Raw genomic sequence first — 14,175 nt, forward strand, 5'->3', positions numbered from 1 at the left:
AATCAGGGTGTTGCAATCACCACTAGACCCCACCAACCATCCAGTACAGCGAAAGATGCCCCACCATGGCCAGATCATCTCGCATTATCACCACTTTCCTATTCGCCATCACCCTCGGCATGGGATTCACCCCTACCGTGCAGGCTCACCCCACACAACCACCAACAACTGCGAGCACACCAGCAGACAACCACGCTGATCAGGTCGCACCTGGACGAGAAAACCTGGAACCAGCAGAACCGGGGTTCGACGACAACAAAGTTGATAACCAAACAGGTAAGAACTGGCACCCCACCACCAACCCCAAAAGCAAAATCACTCCAGGGAAGATGCGTTCCGATAAAGAACAAATTCCCGGTGGATTCACGAAAGAACAAGCTAACCAAGCTGAAATCCAAGAATCTAAAGAACAAGCAACGCAGACACGCTCTGGGATACAGACGTTTGCCGCCGTTGATAACTGTCGGACGTACTGGCCTAGCCCTTTTAAAGTGTGCGGAAAGATCCGGGAAAAGTACGATTCCCTCGGTGGACCAAAGAGTTTCCTCACTTGGCCGAAGTCCAATGAACTCGGCGTTCCTGATGGTGTAGGACGTCGCAATGAATTCGTCAACGGATTCATCTACTGGCACCCCCAAACCGTCGCTCATCCGTTTACCACGCATTTTTCTGTTGCCTGGGTACGCACAGGATGGGAACGCGGTCCACTGGGATACCCCACCACTGACGAATTCGGTCTCTCCGACGGTATTGGACGCAAACAGTCCTTTCAACACGGCCAGATTTACGGCCCATTGGCAGGATTAGCCACAATCCATGGAGCAATCTATGACAAATGGGTCCAAACCGGGGTAGAAAAGGCCCATTGGGCTACCCCATAGGGGATGAAACAGGAACCCCGGACCGTAACGGCCGGTTCAATAGGTTCAACCGTGGAATGATGTACTGGCACCCACAACACGGAGCACATCAAGTTGCAGGGGACATCCTTTTCCAATGGGGATATGCCGACTTCGAAAAAGGATTTTGGGGCTACCCAACTGGGGATCCAGTTAAACAAAAAGACGGTTGATACAAGCAAACATTCACTAAAGGTCCACTATATGGATTGGTCGCTAACGGATTAGCAGATTTATACAATCCCCATGGCGGTGACGGGTTAAACATCAACACCAATGAATCCATCATTCCAAATCCGTTAAGCAGGGAATGCAACGCAATCGAAGGAAATGACTATACTAATCGCATCATGCTAGAAACGTCTGATTCTTTCGGGAATGAAGTAGTCCTCCGACGCAGATATTGGGACAATAAAACCGGTTTCGGAGGGGATAAAATTTACCACAAGCATAATGTGAGAAGCCTTTATTCTTTAGCATACTTCATTAAACACTCATGCCCAGCTAGGTATGAAAATGGACGCCCGATTTACGAATCCCCTGTTTACCGAGTTCATTGCGAAACTCCCGTGACTTGCGAGTCAACAGGAGAATGGTTTACAGGGAGGCTAGTATACGATAAAACTCCAGTTGTAGACTCCGATAAACCGCTGGGAACAATCACCTTTTACCCACTCAAGGGAACTGGTGAGCCAACCTTAACAGGCGTAACAGTTCCAAATTGGTTTAGTACCGAACTACCCGTTTTCCCTTAGAAATGAGTTTGCTTATGTTTAACCTACAACGCTTCAACGAGGAAATATCTGCAGATTTTAATATCTTCCCAGAAGAATACGAGAGATATACAATTACCCTTGTAGTCTCTTGGATCTCTGATGGTTATATCCGAACTATTTTTCAGTCAAAAAATTCGCAAAGCCCCTCCCTATGGGGATACAAAACTAGCCAAAAGATCGAAACACCCCACGCTGGACTCTCTGAAAAGGAGATGGCCGACAGCTTATATTTCACCCACATAGCGGGCGATTTTCCCGCCTTCTTTAACACCTCCAACGGAGTCAATATCGATTGGCGTAACGTTCCGGAAGAACTAGAACCAGAAACACTCGCCGAAATTAAGGAAATTCTAGGCAGACTAGAAAGCCAATCGAAGGCGTGTTCTGTGAACATATAATTAAACACAACCCTTCTATTAATTAGAGCAAACGACAATCACTGTTGCTGTAGATATACGTACAAAGTCGTTCGCCCCACCCCTAGACGTCGCGCGACTTCCGCCTTCGGCACCCCCAACTCAATCCACTGACGAGCTTGGGCAACCTGCTGTTCATTCAATGCTTTCACTCGCCCCTTATATACGCCACGCTCTTTGGCGCGGGCGATCCCCTCCGCCTGACGCTCACGAATAATGGAACGCTCAAACTCCGCGACCGCCCCCAACAACCCCAACATCAGTTTCGCGACTGGTGTCGAATCCTTCGAATAGGTCTGTCTTTCTTTAATGAACTTCACCGACACCCCACGCTGTACTAACTCTTCAACGATGGAGTGCAGATCAATGAGTGACCTTGCACACCGATCCATCGACGTGAAAACTAACTGATCTCCCGCGCGGACATGACGCATCGCTTCATCCAGGCCAGGGCACTCCCGTGATCCCCCGCTGCGTTTATCCGTGAAGTAGGTGAACACTTTTTCCGCCTTGAGTTGAGCAACCTGCCGATCCAAATTCTGCTCACCCGTACTCACCCGGGCATAGCCCACCTTCTGCCCGGAAATCACCTCAGGTTGTTTAGTGATGTCTAGAGGTAGTGACGGTTCTGTTCATTTAACCATAAACCCCACCCTAGTGAACAGGAACTTTTGTCATTTAAAAAAGTGTTCATTTGAGGTACACTATAACGGACAACCTGCCGGAACGCGTCACGCAAGCCAAGCAGTGCGTCGAATGGCTCACCACACGTCGCACCGAACTGACTAAGAACCCCGCAGACCTGGCTGCCAATAGTAAAACATCTTTTAACAGCGGAATGGGCCCCGAGCTAGACATGGCATACCAGCCAAAGTACTGACGCAGGAACGCAAACAACCTTTTAACTATATCTTCTCCGTCACTCAGGAAAGCAAAATTGCGATGGTTCAATATATGAGAACGGAAGTCCGTACCCCCGGGGGTGAAATCTCGCGATTATGTAGACGATACCCCTAGATGCAGCTATAATGAACATTGTTCAATACAAGTTGAAATATGGCGTTTTCTAAAAGGAGAAAACTCGTGAACCGAACTCTTCTAAAAAGGATTACTGTTTCCTGTATTGCGGTAACCTCCTCATTGGCAATGACTGGCTACGCCTCTGCTGTGCCAGCGAAAGATGACACAGCAGAGAAAACTGCCGTGTCAGAAGTGAGCAATGCTGAGTATGGATCTATTAAGATCACAGGAACCAGCCTTGGATCGAAAAAGAACAAAGGAGGGCGATCCGTTGCTTCTGAAGACGACAAAGGATACTCAATTCAGTCAAATGAAAAAGGTGAATCGTTCTCTCAGGTAATCACCATCGACAGTGATGAATCTCCGGATTCTTACGCCTTTAACTTCGACCTTCCGGAAGGTTTCACTCTAAGCGAAGCACCAGATGGTGGAGCATTCTTCCGTATGGAAAACGGAGAAGCTGCAGGCCGAATCAAAGCACCTTGGGCTGTCGACGCTAACGGAAAAAAAGGTTGATACCCACTTTGAAGTTCACGACAATCATCTTGTGCAAAAAGTTGATTTATCACAAAATATCGCCTACCCGGTAACCGCCGATCCGGATGGCGCTTGGGGTTGGACTAAATGTATTGCGGCTGTGACGGCAGCCGTCGCATACCCAGTTGGTGGAGCAATCAAGTTGGCAAAATTTGTGAAATCAATTGGTAGCGTAAAAGAATCCATGCAGTTGCTATTAGGCGCCACGAGTAATAAAGAAAAGCTTGCAGGGGGACTTAAGGCAGCAGGTGCAACGGCAGCTGAGTTACTGGGGATAGCTGCGGTCAAAGACAACTGTTAAAGTAGATTAAGGAAATCATTAAATGGCTTCAAAATTCTTTGGCCCCTTCGCTCTGTTACTAGTCTTTGGTTGCCTGCTTATTGCTACATCTAACGAACCGTCATCGTGGCGATCTATAGTTGGCTTCATATGCCTTACTCTTGCGGTGGTGGCGTTAGGGTTTGGTTTTGCTCTTCGTAATAAGAAGCAACACCCTTCAGTAATTCAGCTTGACAGTAGTGAGAAACAACTTTTGAAGCAGGAGCTGGACAATGATGGAATGGTGAGTGCTGTACGCTCTCTCAGACAGAAGCACCCTGATATCTCCTTATCTCAAGCAAAGCGGATGATCGATGGCATCTAAGACCCACTCGACCGATACTCGGTGAATGTGTGAAGCTTATTTAAGTATCTTCCGTGCAATACTAGGTAAAGATACCTGAAATTGACTTCCTTCATCCTTGATCATGGTGACGAAGGAAGTCAATTTTGTTTCGATGATCACTCAGTCAATAACAGCGAATTGTCCGCTGGAGTCACCGACAATGGGGCTCTTCGTAATTGAGGGTGTAGACCCCAGGTGCTGAAGGCCGGGTCGTGTCGCTCCACGGATAGACGTCGAGGTCTCCCGATAATGGAAGTTCTCACACACTCCATCCGGAAGAGCTCGACATGTCCCAGCCTAGCTTCACGAGCCCCGATCTCGACGCGTTCTGCCTCCTCAACACCCTCAACCTGACCGTCACCGGGAAAGCGGTCGATACCGATCACGCAGTCCTGGAATGCCGCACCACCACCGAGTTCCCGGATTCCTGGTGCCGGGAGTGCGGGGCCGAAGGCGTCCCCCGCGGAACCACGGTGCGCAAGCTTGTCCACGTCCCGCTCGGCTGACGCCCCACGATCCTGCACGTGCGCGTGCGCCGCTACCGGTGCCCGACCTGCACACGGGTCTGGCGGGAAGACCTCACCCAGATCGCCGCGCCACGGGCGAAACTATCGCGGTCGGCGGTGCTGTGGGCGCTGAAATGCCTCGTCATCGACAGGATGTCCATCAGTCGTATCGCTGCAGGCCTCGGCGCGGCGTGGCACACCGTCAACACCGCGATCCTCGCCACCGGCCAACAGCTCCTGGTCGATGATCCCAGCAGGTTCGACGGCGTGAGGGTTCTCGGGGTCGATGAGCATGTGTGGCGGCATACGCCGTTCGGCAGCAAGTTCGTCACAGTCATCATCGATCTCACCCCGATCCGCGATAAGACAGGCCCCTCCCGCCTGCTGGACATCGTTGAGGGCCGGTCGAAGAAGGTGTTCAAGACCTGGCTGGCCGCCCAATCACAGGCATTCCGAAGCGGTATCGAGGACGTCGCGATGGATGGCTTCGCCGGGTACAAGTCAGCCGCGGCCGAAGAGCTACCTGACGCCGTCCCGGTGATGGATCCGTTCCACGTCGTGGCTCTGGCTGGTAGTGCTAAAGATGGACTATGGCCATCTTTTCTTTTTGCAGTCGCAACTGCAGGTAGCCTATTCGCGGGTCCCTTATCTCGTCGCATTTTTATTGAAGGAAAAAGTTTAACGAAGATATTGTCTGCAATTATGTTCTGCGAGGCAATATTTATATTCCCTTGTGGATACCTCTATAAAGGGCTGAGCCCATTCTAGCGGTCTCTATCGGAGGCTTCCTTGGTCTTCTCGGCGGAGCTCTCTGGGTGGTCATTCTTCTAATCGTTGCCGAATCTTTTGAAAACCACCAATTTGACTCGGTTAATAAATGGGTTACTACAGTCAGAAATGCGGGGTTTGTTGCAGGACCAGCTCTGGGAGGTCTTCTGTACCCCATAGGTTTTCTATATATCTATTTAGGAAGAGTCAGTCTCTGTTTGGTTAGCGATCTTTTTATACTGAAGATAATTCCCTCTGCAATCTGCCCGCCAACTGAAAAAACAGAAACCACATCTAATTCCAAGCAGGGGTTATCCAGTCCAATAATCGAACTACTAAGCCTACCTGGCCTAGCTGTAAGACTACCGCCTCCAATGGAGTTAGCTTTCTATGGGTCGATAGTCAACGTGGGCATTATTATATATCTGCTTAGTCTACAAGGGAGGCCAACATCAGATTATGGCCTAGTAGCAGCCTCTATTAGCGTAGGCCTTGTATTGGGACCGATGCTAATGCAAGCAATCACACAACAAAGGACGCAAGTAGGAATAGGTCTATCTGGAATAATTACCGGAATAGCCATCATTTCAATTTTTCAGCCTTGGGGTATTATATTCACAATGGCTTCAGGTTTTCTTCTAGGAGTTGGAAACGGTGGACAAAATGTCTTTATCACACGCTACTAAGGAAATCTATCCCAAATATTAAACGAACTAAATTAATTCCCTCGTTTGTATTTTGTATATATTTTTTCGTTTTTGCCTCTTATATTGCGGTCTTATTTATGACCCAATCAAATATAATTCCCCTCATGATGTGCGGTGGTGGGGTGACCGTTCTGTTAGGCATCTTTTCTCTCACGAGGAAACCCATCTATCTCTAAGGTGCCTTAACTTTCGATACAGAAGCAAAACAGATGATCTCATAACTCTGCACAATCAGCCGTATCGGTTGGGGGCTTCTCAACAGCCAAGCGCGTCGGCGCGCTCGAACAACCGTCACGGGGGATGTATCTGCTGACTGAAGCTACCGAGGAGATCTTGAAGCTTTCTACCAGTGATGTTTTCCTGAAGGTTCAGGAAATCAACCGGGAAGCTTACCGTGTTCAACGAAAGCAAAAGGAGCTGGAAACAAGCAGTGTGACTCCCCGAAGCCCGAGGGGATGTTCCGGACGAAGATATCCTTTATGACTCCAATGAGGAGGCGAAGGAAAGCGACTGGAAGACTCAACTACTCAACCTTCTTAATGGGCTACCGCCAGAGGGATTAGAGAAGTTCATCATCTACCTACTGCGGCGCCAGGGGCTCCAGCGTCAACACACAGGCAGATCAGGTGATGAGGGCGTCGATGCGATTGGCACCGCCCCGTTGAGTCCTGTGCTGTCTTCTCATGTGGCTATTCACATTAAACGCTACGCACCAGAGGGCAAGCCTATCGGCCGCGACACGGTCGCGTTGTTCCAGCGTGACGCTCAGACTAAGGGGGGCGGAACAAGCCATCATCGTGACCTTGAGCCGTTTTATCGAGCCTGCCCATAATGCGGGGAAACGTCTACGGTTACTACCGTTGACCTCATCAGCGGTGACCGTATTACTGAACTTATTCGTGCCGACGGCGAGTCCGGCGTGAAATTGCACCCAACGGTCGACCCAGCCTAGTTCAACAAGTTCGAGTAAGCCACCAGCCGCTGAAGTAGGGGCTAATCATCTATTCTTGATGCAGGCAGTCTCCTGTTCGAGGATTCGCGATGGTGCAAACACCGCGAGATTACCTGGGAGATTTAGCCTCTGAAGACCGACCGGACTTCCCAGATCAGTTTAAAGACCTGGGTAAGTAAGCCGGCTATTGCGAAAGCAAGACTTATGCCTCCGGCTACGACACAAATTTTCCTCTCAGCATCGTGGTCAGTGACTTTCTTTGCCTCCGCTCGATCTATGTCTCGTTCTAGAGCTGCCACCAACGTCGCCAGCGGCGGCTGTTTTCCAGCACGCCGCGTTACAGTTTCCCGGTGGCTCCTTCGGGGATCTCGACCTTTGCAAGCTTGTATACAAACCGTTGCAGCAACGTTCGGGCTCTCACACACGCCTGCAGAACTCTCACACTCACTCGGCGGACATACTCAGATCCAACACAACAGATCTCTGGAAGAGTCAGTCCAAACCGTTTAGCAAGCTCTTGCTTGGTCTCGTCAATTAGCATCAGTGACCTCCTATGGATAGGTGGTTTCTCTAAAAGAAAACTGCTCTAAAAGGGGCAGGGCAACCGTGTATTGCTTACGGCATTTCCCACCTAGATATCGAACATCACTGCGTCCTTCAAGGCTTTGATATGGAGGTTGGCCATACGCTTAGAAATGCCGACTTCATCTGATATCGCCTTTCCTGCGGGGAAGGAACTGATGTCGACGAGGTACAGCCAACCTGGAGTATGTCGACAATCCTTAATCGACGACTTGGCTAATCCGTGTTATCTGCGATGGGGTGACAACATCAGCACATTCAGGGGAGCAGGCATTTCCTGTTCCGTGTTCTGAAGTAATCGTTCGTGCCGTTGATCGCCACCATCCTTCAGGATCGTGAGTTGAACAGGTCTAGAAATACTATATGCACGATCATCCATTCAGAAAGATAATCCATCCACTTGTGATGGAAGCTAGTTCTTTGCTCGTCCAGACTAAATTAGAATGCCTCCCAGTGTTTCGTGATATATACAAGGTTTGGCCTTCTGATTGACTCTCTGGAGGTAGCTGAACCTTGCGCCAGCCCCTACCATGCTGCGTTAAATGAGCTCGGCCTTCTTCGCATAGAAAATCAACAGAAATTTTTCCAAGGCCAGCAGCAGCTTGCTTACTAACGTCTAGTTCATCCATTAACAAGCCTTGAACATCGCGACGTGTGGATAAATTCATTATTCGAGGGATAAGTTCCGCTACTCGATCAAAAAACTCCGGTAGTGCTTCTTCGTATGTCTTTTAATACATACTTCTTACCCAAAATGAGCCCCTTCCTTTTAGATATCGTCGCATACAGCTAACAATGACATAAACACTGCTGTAGCGCAGGAGAACCCTTAGGCTCCATAAATACCGCTCATCAATCACGCCATTTAACCCCGCCCCATTAGATTTAATGCTATAACGCTAAAACGTTAACTCCTAAACGTTTTAACGTTAACAACTGGTAGAGTCCAACAAATACAAACCACTAGAAAATAAGCCATCACGCGCGCATGTCATGCACGTTCCCCGTCCTAATGTAACAAAACTAAGGAAAACGTCCCCAAGGTCAGTCTTTACCGTTTGCCGAGATAGTCAGACACGAGATCATTAACCAGCTCAGAGAGATTCTTCCCTTCCTCAACACTGCGAAGTTTAAGAGCTTTCCAATTGTCTTGGGACAAGTAGATCGTAGTGCGACGATCCAACACCGCACCTTTGTTGGCAAAGGTGTCTGCAACAGCAACAGGATCGTTTTTCTTTACGGACTGGTTTTTGCGAATAGTGTCGGCAAGGCGGGCACGTTTATCAGACATTACAGTTCCTCAATTTCGGAGATCTCTTGGTATACATCGTCATACCCATGGAAGCGGGTGGGGCTAGTGCCGTACGCTGCTTTAATTTCTTCACGCTGAGGCACCGCGTTGTAGAACGTGGCTACGCCCTAGATCTTCTAGGAGCTGACGAGCTTCGGCATAAAACTTCGTGTGCATGAGAACACCCGTAAATAAGACACCGGCCGGATACCCCGATACGGTATCGAGCGTTGGCCATACACGGTCAATATCCATCGGGGAGGCCCCCGAGGGGATGACAACTAAATCAGCTGTGTCGATAGCAGCTTGAATGGACTCCGCTTCTCCTGGTGGCGTATCGACAATTTGGAGTATTGAGTCATTGTCGGGAAGCTGCCTCAACTCGTTCGCCGTGGTGTAACGAACAATGAACGGGAGAGCGTCACCGCGTTGAGTAGCGATTTCAACCCACCGCGACGCTGAACCTTGTGGATCAGCATCCAACACTTCCACTGTTCGTCCTTGGCGGGTAGCGGCAGCTGCAACCATGATCGCACTCGTTGTTTTTCCCACACCCCCTTTGGTATGCACGAACGATACTCGCATAGACCAATACTCCTTTTACTGCCATCTATCTGCCCATAACGTTATCACGCTATAGCGACTCAACACTCAAACGCTAGCACATAAACGTTAAAACGTTAACGTTTGAGCGTTGTAACGTTATCTTGGCATAATTCTCGAAAAGTAGTTCCTGGCGCTGACGCTCTGTGGTGAGTTTGCGCGAAGCCCCGAAAGCTTTATCTACTTCTCGATCAAGAGCTTCGTGTGCTTTCACCAACTCTGGAGCCATCGCTAACGGGTTATAATGCTCCGCGAGAGAACGCTCTGGATGCAATTCACGGGCTTTGAGCACGTTCTTTCCCGCTTCGATGATCTTCTCGCGCCGCTGTTCAGATAGTTGGGGGACAGGGAACGTGTTCCACGTCAAAGTGTTGGAAAAACGAAGTCGAGACTCTAACCGTCCACCAATAGTCTTCTGCCAGATAATGAACATCGAGGAAGAGACTAGCGCGAACAATAGCCCGTCTGAGTCCTCGACGGTAAACGCTCGATTGCTGCTAATGACGTTGGGATCAAGCCTCTGCGCCGTAAAAAATCGCCTGTGCTCGCTAACCACCGATGGAATGCATAGATAATCAGTGTTAGGCTGCCTAATCTCACCAAAAAGATATGGGGTATCTGCAACTTTCTGTGTCGCTAGCCTTTTACTCTGCAGCCTTGCAGAGCGAACACCTTGGACTCGGGTTTTTCGGCCGATTTTTTGATGTCCTCAGGGGAGAATGAATCATCGGCCATCCAATAGCACCATCGGTCTTCACCATGGAGGAGTTCTTGTGCACCGACAAACGGCCTGACGTACTTCATTGCGATTGGATCACGGTAAGGGCGTTCTGTACCTGTTTTAGGGACAAGAAATCCCTTGTCGTTTGGCATGCTTCCAAATCGAACTGGCGCTAGTTCTGGCGAGAGAACACTGCTTCTCGTCTCAATGAGAACGTTTTCCCCATCAACCAGATAGCCATTGATCCCCTTCTCTACGGAGACAGCGGCAGGTTCTCCCTTGATGTCGGGGTAGTCCCACAGCTGTGGCGTTGATTTATTCTCTCTATCGAATCCAACAATCACACAATGCACCGCTGCCTTGCCTGGGGCTTCTGAGTCCCATGAGAAGGTGCGATGGGCGAATCTAATCCGCCACCCTAATTCAAAGAGTGGCGCAAACAGAGTGGCCACCGCCTGCCCTCGGAATAGAGGTGGTCGTAACAAATGCAAAGCGACCATCTCGGCTAGCGAAAAAATCTTTACTTTTTGCGTGCCAACCGGTGACTTAGTCAAGTTGGTTAGATTCTCGTATTCCGCCCCATGCGGCAGATAATTCTTTCTTTTGTTCGGGACTCATTATTCGTGCACCGACGAATGGTGGATTGCCGAAGATATAGGTCATTCCATCAGTACGGGGGATCTCTGTATCCCATGCCATGCGTAAGGCATTTCCGTGACGGATGTGAGCGGTGATTGTGATCGGTAGGCGTTGGGCCGCGTCACCGACCGCGAGCGCGAGTTTCCGGTTCGCGTCGTGATCAACCAAGAACATTGCTGTCTCTGCGATTTTTGCTGGCCACCAATTGATCTCAAAACCGTAGAACTGCCCGATAGAAAGTTTCTGTTCCCATGTGACATCCAGTGATGCGGTGTTCTGGCCTTCGCGGTTAACAATTTCCACGATGATGTCTGTTTCAATTTTGCGCAGCTCGGGGTAAGCCACGAGAAGGAAGTTTCCGGCACCACAAGGCTGGGTCACAGAAGATCATGTCCGACAGGCTGTCGCGGAAGCGCCGCAGGGCAGCAACGGAGGTCGACTTCGTATGAATCAACCGATAAGCCTCATTACGCAGTTCAGTGAGAAACAACGGTTCTAGAACTTTGAGAATGTTTTTCTCACTGGTGTAGTGCTCACAATCACCGCGGCGCGCTTCTTTCGCCTTCACAAGTTGGAACATGGAACCAAAAATTGCGGGGTTAATGCGTGTCCAGTGGAATCGACAGGCCGCTAGTAGCGCTTCGCGCATGTCGTTGTCGAAGTACTCCACGGGCATAGCGTCGGCAAATAACGAGCCGTTGATGTAGGGGAATTTCGCCATAGATGCCGGCACTCGGCGGCGTTTGTTTTCTGGGGTGTTGAGAACGTCAAACAGGGTGTGTAGTTGCGCTCCGAGATTGTCACTGGTGGTGTCGTAGAGCACGAAGCGGTAGAACAGGTCGCGTTCTGACCATAATCCGGCATCATCGCCGTAAAGTAGAAACAGGATGCGTGTGAGGAACACGGAGGTCTTTTGGACTGCCCAGTCCTCATCTTCTGGATCAGTGGGAGCTTCTTCACCCACACCTTCGTCAGCATCTTCTCCAACCATGGCGGTATATAGAACAGCCATAAGCCGGGAAGCATGAATCGAGGCTTCTTCTTCCTCTTCTGGAGCAATGGTTTCCTCACCAGCGAGGAACATCATCCGGTCAAGATGATCGGGTAATTCATCAATGATGAACGTCTGCGTCCAAGAGTCCTCACCAAATTTGGTGAGTTGGATGTATTCGAAGTCGGTGACAATCACGAACTTCGGCCACTCATGCTGTCCGATAGAACCACCGGCGAGGTAGTCCAGGGCTTGATTAAACGCTTTGGATAGATCAGCGCCTAGTGATTTTGCTTCGCCGAGCACCACGCCTGACCAGAACAGGTCGATGTAGCCACCACCGCCGGTTGAGGCACGGGCAGCGTCGCGTTCAAACAGATCAATGCGTTCAGGGATAATCCCGAAGCAGCGGAGAAGATCAGACCAGAACTGTTGGGCGTAGGACTTCTCCGTGTGTTTCTTGCCCGTGTCCTTCCACTCATTGATACGTGGTCGCCAGTGAGCAACGAACGAGGTGAGTTGAGAGCGGATCGAACCACGATCCATAGCCGCCGAGTGAGTAGAAACCATGAGTCTAAGACTACGGCGTGGAATCCGTCTAACCCGTCAACATCACCGCACCCGGAAAGCCTGACTGCCCTCAGCTGTATAGCTTCACCGGGTCACCCCTCAAAATCACACACACCTTTGGCACATCATGTGAATCGGGTTTTGTTGTGACAAAACGGAGGTGATTTTTTAGTGTCCTTGCTCTGGATTATTGCGGCTCCATTGATGGATCTGTTGCCGTGTCCAACTCGCTGGAACAGTGAACTGTTTTCCACCAACTGTGACGGTCTTTGTCTCACCACTCGGCGGAGGTGTTGACACAAAGTTTGGCATCTGCCCACCCCGGGCAACAGTCATAGTGTGTTCGGCGTTTTTGTATCGCTCAAGTTCTTTGCGAAGTGCCGCGTTTTCTTCACGCTCTGCCTGCAATTGACGACTTTGAGAAGTGCGCTCTCCGCTTTCATAAAAGGCCTTCTGAGAGACAGCATAAAGCCGTTGTTTATCTTCCGTAGGGATGAGGCTTAGCCCCTCAGTACTTTGTTCTAAACCATTACGGAATGCTTCGATGTGCTCGTCTGTCCATTCCATGAGCTTGAGCACTTTAGAAATCCGCCGCGGGTGACCACTCAGCCACTGAGCGATCTGCTCGGCGTTAAAGGCTTGGGGAACTTCAATGTGGCGCTCCACAACTTCCTGGGCGACGAGTCCATCACGGGCTGCGCGACGTTTCTCCCACGCCCGACTACGACACGTCTGACTGCAATATCGAGGATTAAAAGACTGCCCCTAAGGGGGGGCAGGGGAACCGTGTATTGCTTACGGCGTTTCGCTTTTTTCGGTCGCCCTTGGCGTCCTGTCATGCCCAAAGCTTTGCGGACTTGTTGAACTCTTCTAACTGATACGCCCAATGTTTCAGCTAGCTCTTTCGTCGAGGGGTCTGCCACTTCTTGTGTACGTGCTTCAAGAATCGCTGCCTTCACTTTGGCTTCTAGCAATCCACCAGACAAAGTTCTTTTCGCGTTTGCTTTCTTTAATTTCGCCAACTCTGTTCGCGCGTATTCGCTGTTGCGGTCATTCCATCGTTCTGCGGCTTTCTGACCGCCTTTGCGCCCCATGGTGGCTAGCGCTTTGCGTTCCTGAGCGGTCGCACTGCCGTTGCTGCCGAGGGTCGTACCTGTCTTCTTTCGTCCGTTAGATAGGACGTAACCGCGTACACGTCGTGCCATGGTCATGCGGTCGCGAGTGGGCGGCAATTCCGGTTCACGGTTCGCAGCTCCTACAGCCTGAGCAACGTTGTAAGCATGATCGTAAGCATCAATAATCTTCGCGTCCGTCATGCGCTCTCCCGCTTCACGTAACCGGTGTGCGACAGCGAGAGCATGTCTGAAAGCGGTTTCATCGCGTGCTGCGCACCCGTCTGAAATCCATAAGACTTTGACACCGTCGATGCGGTTACCATCGAGTGCCTCAGCATCAGGTAGGTCGTTTTCTAAAGGGAAGGGTCAGGCGGTGAATGCAGCATCTTCGGATGGGTCGAGGTTAAAGAATACTTC

Annotated in this window: 18 protein-coding genes and 1 pseudogene; 10 read left to right on the forward strand and 9 right to left on the reverse strand. The window is 50.2% G+C overall.

Annotated features, from left to right (window positions below; all coding sequences use genetic code 11):
- The first annotated feature begins 65 nt into the window (after positions 1 to 65).
- The 3 genes from HMPREF3098_RS04300 to HMPREF3098_RS04305 all read left to right on the forward strand — a co-directional run bounded on the left by HMPREF3098_RS04300 (position 66) and on the right by HMPREF3098_RS04305 (position 2,073).
- On the forward strand, positions 66 to 881 hold the full coding sequence (locus HMPREF3098_RS04300; RefSeq protein WP_246815842.1) for an LGFP repeat-containing protein: 816 nt from the start codon (positions 66 to 68) through the stop codon (positions 879 to 881).
- Positions 836 to 1,072: an LGFP repeat-containing protein gene (locus tag HMPREF3098_RS11800; RefSeq protein ID WP_246815843.1), complete on the forward strand. Its 237-nt coding sequence runs from the start codon at positions 836 to 838 to the stop codon at positions 1,070 to 1,072. Before HMPREF3098_RS04300 ends, HMPREF3098_RS11800 begins: the two co-directional genes overlap by 46 nt.
- Before the next feature lie 596 nt (positions 1,073 to 1,668).
- Positions 1,669 to 2,073, forward strand: a complete 405-nt coding sequence (locus HMPREF3098_RS04305; RefSeq protein ID WP_070434135.1) for a hypothetical protein — start codon at positions 1,669 to 1,671, stop codon at positions 2,071 to 2,073.
- A 38-nt stretch (positions 2,074 to 2,111) separates the two neighbouring features.
- Here HMPREF3098_RS04305 and HMPREF3098_RS04310 read toward each other — a convergent pair whose 3' ends face one another.
- Positions 2,112 to 2,678: a recombinase family protein gene (locus HMPREF3098_RS04310; protein ID WP_070434147.1), complete on the reverse strand. Its 567-nt coding sequence runs from the start codon at positions 2,676 to 2,678 to the stop codon at positions 2,112 to 2,114.
- A 107-nt stretch (positions 2,679 to 2,785) separates the two neighbouring features.
- On the opposite strand from HMPREF3098_RS04310, the gene HMPREF3098_RS11240 reads away from it, so the two are divergent.
- The 7 genes and pseudogenes from HMPREF3098_RS11240 to HMPREF3098_RS11810 all read left to right on the forward strand — a co-directional run bounded on the left by HMPREF3098_RS11240 (position 2,786) and on the right by HMPREF3098_RS11810 (position 7,126).
- A complete protein-coding gene (locus tag HMPREF3098_RS11240) occupies positions 2,786 to 2,971 on the forward strand; it encodes a hypothetical protein (RefSeq protein WP_141739660.1) in 186 nt (61 codons plus the stop codon).
- 203 nt (positions 2,972 to 3,174) lie between these two features.
- The gene (locus HMPREF3098_RS04315) at positions 3,175 to 3,627 is read left to right on the forward strand and encodes a hypothetical protein (RefSeq protein WP_141739661.1); all 453 of its coding nucleotides are present in this window, start codon (positions 3,175 to 3,177) and stop codon (positions 3,625 to 3,627) included.
- Between the two features lie 31 nt (positions 3,628 to 3,658).
- On the forward strand, positions 3,659 to 3,949 hold the full coding sequence (locus tag HMPREF3098_RS04320) for a hypothetical protein (RefSeq protein ID WP_070434137.1): 291 nt from the start codon (positions 3,659 to 3,661) through the stop codon (positions 3,947 to 3,949).
- A 22-nt stretch (positions 3,950 to 3,971) separates the two neighbouring features.
- On the forward strand, positions 3,972 to 4,292 hold the full coding sequence (locus HMPREF3098_RS04325; protein WP_070434138.1) for a hypothetical protein: 321 nt from the start codon (positions 3,972 to 3,974) through the stop codon (positions 4,290 to 4,292).
- 308 nt (positions 4,293 to 4,600) lie between these two features.
- Positions 4,601 to 5,404: pseudogene (locus HMPREF3098_RS11805) on the forward strand (ISL3 family transposase); the annotation flags it as partial.
- Positions 5,405 to 5,595: 191 nt separating this feature from the next.
- The gene (locus HMPREF3098_RS11245) at positions 5,596 to 6,273 is read left to right on the forward strand and encodes an MFS transporter (protein WP_371440951.1); all 678 of its coding nucleotides are present in this window, start codon (positions 5,596 to 5,598) and stop codon (positions 6,271 to 6,273) included.
- A gap of 604 nt (positions 6,274 to 6,877) precedes the next feature.
- Positions 6,878 to 7,126: a restriction endonuclease gene (locus tag HMPREF3098_RS11810; protein WP_246815845.1), complete on the forward strand. Its 249-nt coding sequence runs from the start codon at positions 6,878 to 6,880 to the stop codon at positions 7,124 to 7,126.
- Positions 7,127 to 8,879: 1,753 nt separating this feature from the next.
- On the opposite strand, the gene HMPREF3098_RS04345 is transcribed toward HMPREF3098_RS11810, so the two are convergent.
- From HMPREF3098_RS04345 to HMPREF3098_RS11820, 8 genes are all read right to left on the reverse strand, one after another.
- Positions 8,880 to 9,119 (reverse strand): hypothetical protein, encoded by a 240-nt coding sequence (locus tag HMPREF3098_RS04345; RefSeq protein WP_070434141.1) that lies wholly within the window; start codon positions 9,117 to 9,119, stop codon positions 8,880 to 8,882.
- A gap of 90 nt (positions 9,120 to 9,209) precedes the next feature.
- Entirely contained in the window at positions 9,210 to 9,671 is a 462-nt protein-coding gene (locus tag HMPREF3098_RS04350) for a nucleotide-binding protein (protein WP_371440950.1), read from the reverse strand.
- 106 nt (positions 9,672 to 9,777) lie between these two features.
- Positions 9,778 to 10,419 carry a type IIL restriction-modification enzyme MmeI gene (locus HMPREF3098_RS12055; RefSeq protein WP_371440952.1) on the reverse strand — a complete coding sequence of 214 codons (642 nt, stop codon included), beginning with the start codon at positions 10,417 to 10,419 and terminating at the stop codon, positions 9,778 to 9,780.
- Positions 10,359 to 10,997, reverse strand: coding sequence for a type IIL restriction-modification enzyme MmeI (locus HMPREF3098_RS11665; protein ID WP_210385938.1), 639 nt, complete (start codon positions 10,995 to 10,997; stop codon positions 10,359 to 10,361). Before HMPREF3098_RS11665 ends, HMPREF3098_RS12055 begins: the two co-directional genes overlap by 61 nt.
- Positions 10,990 to 11,427 (reverse strand): DNA methyltransferase, encoded by a 438-nt coding sequence (locus HMPREF3098_RS11670; RefSeq protein ID WP_070434144.1) that lies wholly within the window; start codon positions 11,425 to 11,427, stop codon positions 10,990 to 10,992. Before HMPREF3098_RS11670 ends, HMPREF3098_RS11665 begins: the two co-directional genes overlap by 8 nt.
- The gene (locus HMPREF3098_RS11815; protein WP_141739663.1) at positions 11,399 to 12,643 is read right to left on the reverse strand and encodes a type IIL restriction-modification enzyme MmeI; all 1,245 of its coding nucleotides are present in this window, start codon (positions 12,641 to 12,643) and stop codon (positions 11,399 to 11,401) included. Before HMPREF3098_RS11815 ends, HMPREF3098_RS11670 begins: the two co-directional genes overlap by 29 nt.
- A 168-nt stretch (positions 12,644 to 12,811) precedes the next feature.
- Complete coding sequence (locus HMPREF3098_RS04375) at positions 12,812 to 13,210, reverse strand: hypothetical protein (protein ID WP_168155987.1); 399 nt, start codon at positions 13,208 to 13,210, stop codon at positions 12,812 to 12,814.
- Between the two features lie 38 nt (positions 13,211 to 13,248).
- Positions 13,249 to 13,959 carry a hypothetical protein gene (locus HMPREF3098_RS11820; RefSeq protein ID WP_246815844.1) on the reverse strand — a complete coding sequence of 237 codons (711 nt, stop codon included), beginning with the start codon at positions 13,957 to 13,959 and terminating at the stop codon, positions 13,249 to 13,251.
- Positions 13,960 to 14,175 lie beyond the last annotated feature (216 nt).

It is taken from the genome of Corynebacterium sp. HMSC28B08, assembly GCF_001806865.1.
Taxonomy (GTDB): Bacteria; Actinomycetota; Actinomycetes; order Mycobacteriales; family Mycobacteriaceae; genus Corynebacterium; species Corynebacterium auriscanis.

Bases quoted from the DNA above. Each gene is read 5' to 3' on its own strand.
- HMPREF3098_RS04300 (WP_246815842.1), top strand. From the start codon at position 66: ATGGCCAGATCATCTCGCATTATCACCACTTTCCTATTCGCCATCACC.
- HMPREF3098_RS04325 (WP_070434138.1), top strand. From the start codon at position 3,972: ATGGCTTCAAAATTCTTTGGCCCCTTCGCTCTGTTACTAGTCTTTGGT.
- HMPREF3098_RS11815 (WP_141739663.1), bottom strand. From the start codon at position 12,643: ATGGTTTCTACTCACTCGGCGGCTATGGATCGTGGTTCGATCCGCTCT.
- HMPREF3098_RS11820 (WP_246815844.1), bottom strand. From the start codon at position 13,959: ATGACGGACGCGAAGATTATTGATGCTTACGATCATGCTTACAACGTT.
- HMPREF3098_RS04345 (WP_070434141.1), bottom strand. From the start codon at position 9,119: ATGTCTGATAAACGTGCCCGCCTTGCCGACACTATTCGCAAAAACCAG.
- HMPREF3098_RS04305 (WP_070434135.1), top strand. From the start codon at position 1,669: ATGTTTAACCTACAACGCTTCAACGAGGAAATATCTGCAGATTTTAAT.
- HMPREF3098_RS11800 (WP_246815843.1), top strand. From the start codon at position 836: ATGGGTCCAAACCGGGGTAGAAAAGGCCCATTGGGCTACCCCATAGGG.
- HMPREF3098_RS04375 (WP_168155987.1), bottom strand. From the start codon at position 13,210: ATGGAATGGACAGACGAGCACATCGAAGCATTCCGTAATGGTTTAGAA.